The 2,821-nt window shown below is 69.1% G+C and carries 3 protein-coding genes; all 3 read left to right on the top strand.

Annotated elements, in window-relative coordinates; all coding sequences use genetic code 11:
* Nucleotides 1-713, top strand: a 713-nt coding sequence (locus E4099_RS33365) for a hypothetical protein (RefSeq protein ID WP_167828546.1), incomplete at its 5' end; no start/stop codon positions are given.
* Nucleotides 714-795: 82 nt separating this feature from the next.
* Nucleotides 796-2,058: a hypothetical protein gene (locus tag E4099_RS30950; protein WP_245245331.1), complete on the top strand. Its 1,263-nt coding sequence runs from the start codon at nt 796-798 to the stop codon at nt 2,056-2,058.
* A 397-nt stretch (nt 2,059-2,455) separates the two neighbouring features.
* Nucleotides 2,456-2,656 carry a hypothetical protein gene (locus E4099_RS30945; RefSeq protein WP_135342416.1) on the top strand — a complete coding sequence of 67 codons (201 nt, stop codon included), beginning with the start codon at nt 2,456-2,458 and terminating at the stop codon, nt 2,654-2,656.
* Nucleotides 2,657-2,821 lie beyond the last annotated feature (165 nt).

The following is a 2,821-nucleotide window of genomic DNA, read 5'->3' as shown; positions in this document are numbered from 1 at the left end:
CCGCCGCACCCCCGACCCTGCCCGTCGCGCCGGTTGCCCCGGCCTCTACCGCCGCCCGCTACAACCACCCCCTCTTCGTCAGGGCCGAGCGCGTCGAGCGCGTTTCGGGCGGGTGCCACTTCTACTTCAAGGCGTTCACCGGCTACGAGCCCGAACCGGTGACTCCGCGGGCCGTCTATAGCGACGAGACTCTGACATCAGAGCAGCGTCGCGAACTCGGCGAGCAGTACGAGGCCGCCTTGATCATCTGGTCGAAGGCCCGGCTTCGTCGGGTGGCGGAGCCGCTGTTGCGCAAGGCCGCGCCGCTGTGGGCGGCCTGGACCGCTGCCCGGAACCAGATGCAGACGGCCTTTCAGGCGTTCTGGCAGATCGAGGACGGACGCTGGAAGGCGCAGCTGCTGCGTCTGACCGACGCGGAACGCGCCGCGGCGGAGGCTGCGCAGGCATGGGACGAGATCGCCCAGCAGCTGGCACAGGCTGCCGACGACCAGGTCCGTGCCGCTGGATATGACAACGAGCTGGAGCTGGACAAGGTCGCCCGGGAGCTCGGGCTGGACTCGACGGACTGGGCAATCCAGCACATCAATGACTACTTGCCGGGGCGGTCGTGGGGGGAATTCCAGACGCCGTTGGTCTCTGAACTCCAGCGCGAGATCAAGGCGCAGCGCGCCCGGCTGCGCGAGGTCGCCGAGCTCGCTGGCCGGCTGACCTGACTTCCTCTTCAACCGCGCTCCCGCTGGGACAGCTCAGCGGGAGCTCTCATTCCTGGAAAGGGCGAAAATGCCGCATAGTGACATGCAGCTGCGCTCCCTCACCACATGGCAGTGGATCATCCTTAGCGCCGCAGCCGCGCCGATGCTCGCCGTCGGCGGGCTCGGCGCCTGGGGCACCTACACCAACATGAAGACCCAGTTCCCCCAGGACGCGACCGCGCTCGGCGTCGTCGCCGCCGGCGAGGGCGCCACCCTCGTCCTGGCAATGGTCTGGGTCGGCCTGACCCTCCTCGACCAAGCCTCACCAACCGTCGTACGGCTTGGCCTGTGGCTGCTACCCGCCATCGCCTCTGCCACCGGCGCGGTCGTCGCGGAGAGCACCAAGGAGGCCGTCGTCTATGCCATGACCCCGATGGCGATGTGTGCCTCAGCGGAAGGCATCGGCCTTATGGCTCGCCGCATCGTGGTTTACCGCACAGGCGTCGACATGGAAGCCCGACGCCGTAACGCGCGCACCATGCAACGCCTGGCAGTCCAGCGCGCCCTGTCGGAGAACCACCCGTGGTGGACCTCTCGCAAATGGGCGGAGCTCCGATCGTGGCGCCTGTTCCGCAAGGTCGGCGTCGGCAACGACGCATTGGGCGCGGACCTGGTGATCGTGCAGGACCAGCAGGTGACGAGCGCAGCCGGACTCGCCCTGGCGGCCATGTTCGCCCCGAAGGAGAAGCCCGTCACGCCTGCCCTCGAAGCAGATCAAGAGCGTGCCGGATCCGTCACGCCTGCCCTCGAAGCAGGACAAGAGCGTGCCGGATCCGTCACGGCCACCGTGACGGATTCCGGCGTCCGTCACGGTGGCAACGCGGGCTCGATGGATACCGTTTCGGCGGCAGTCACGCAGGTCAGCGCAGGAATGGGCCATGCCCCGTCACGGGACACCGGAACCGTCGCGGAAGCATGCTGTGACGGCGTCACGGTCTCCGGCACGGAGCCTGTGACGGAAACCGTCACAGATCAGGAGGCCGTCACGGGCCAGACCGTCACGGACACGAAGCCGCCCCGCCCGGGTGCGGCCATGACGCTGGAGCAGCTCGCGGCCGTCGCGAACGTACCGACTCCCCTGCCCGGCACTTACCTGACCGACGAACAGCTCAGGGTCGTTCTCCGCCACTTCCGTCACCGGGACGACCCGCCGCGCTCCTACCGCAAGGCCGTGGCCGCCTTCCGCGACGAGAAATTCCAGGGCGGCGAAGAGCGCGTCCGTCCCATCTGGAACGAGCTCATGAAGAGCGAGGGGGGCGACGCCCAGGAAGCGGAGGAAGAGGAAGAGGAAGAAGCCAGCGCCTAGCCCCCACTGGCTCGCACCTAGCATCCGACACCACCAGGGAAGGTCAGCCCGGCACTCCGCCGGACTGACCCTGCCTGCGACTGCCGGAAGCAGCGACAGCAGTCAACGAGCGACAGCAGACCCGGCGAGTGACCCAGCGAGCGAAGTACGCACCCCGCAGACCTGGTGAGCAGACCCGGCAGGTGACTCGGTGAGCGAGTCGGCGAGCGAAGTACGCACTTCGCAGACCCGGCAAGCAGACCCGCGAGTGACCCGGAGCAGTGCCGTCCATCCAGCTGCATCAAAGGGGACCGGCCCGCTTTCCACGGCCGGCCGACCCCCCTCTACCTACAAACCCTGTGAACGGAGGCGCATCCAGCATGCCCGAAATCACCCCGGCCCTCTCGGGGGAGGCCCGGTGAAGAACTTCTTCGGACTCGGCGGCGGCAACGACAAAGCCCTGGCCGCCCAGTACGCCGGCCAGGAATCCGCCAGCTCCAAGGCTGGCCGCAAACGCCTTGAGGGCCACCGCCGTGACGTGGCAAAGACCGACCGCCAGGGCTGGGCCTGGGCGGACAACCAGCGGATGAGTCAGGACCGCCGGGGGCGGCGCCCGTGACGCCTGGCCGCTCCCGGCGCTACCTGCGTAGCTCCTGGCTCGGCGGCCTGGCCGTGTGGCTACGGACCGCGACCCGGGTGGCCCCGGCCACCGGGTCGCGGTCCCGGGCCGGCTTCACCGTCACGGTGCTGCCCGGCCCGGCCCGGCCCACGGCCCCGGTACCGC

Source organism: Streptomyces palmae (assembly GCF_004684805.1).
GTDB lineage: Bacteria > Actinomycetota > Actinomycetes > Streptomycetales > Streptomycetaceae > Streptomyces > Streptomyces palmae.
This window is presented reverse-complemented; position numbering and strand designations above follow the sequence as displayed.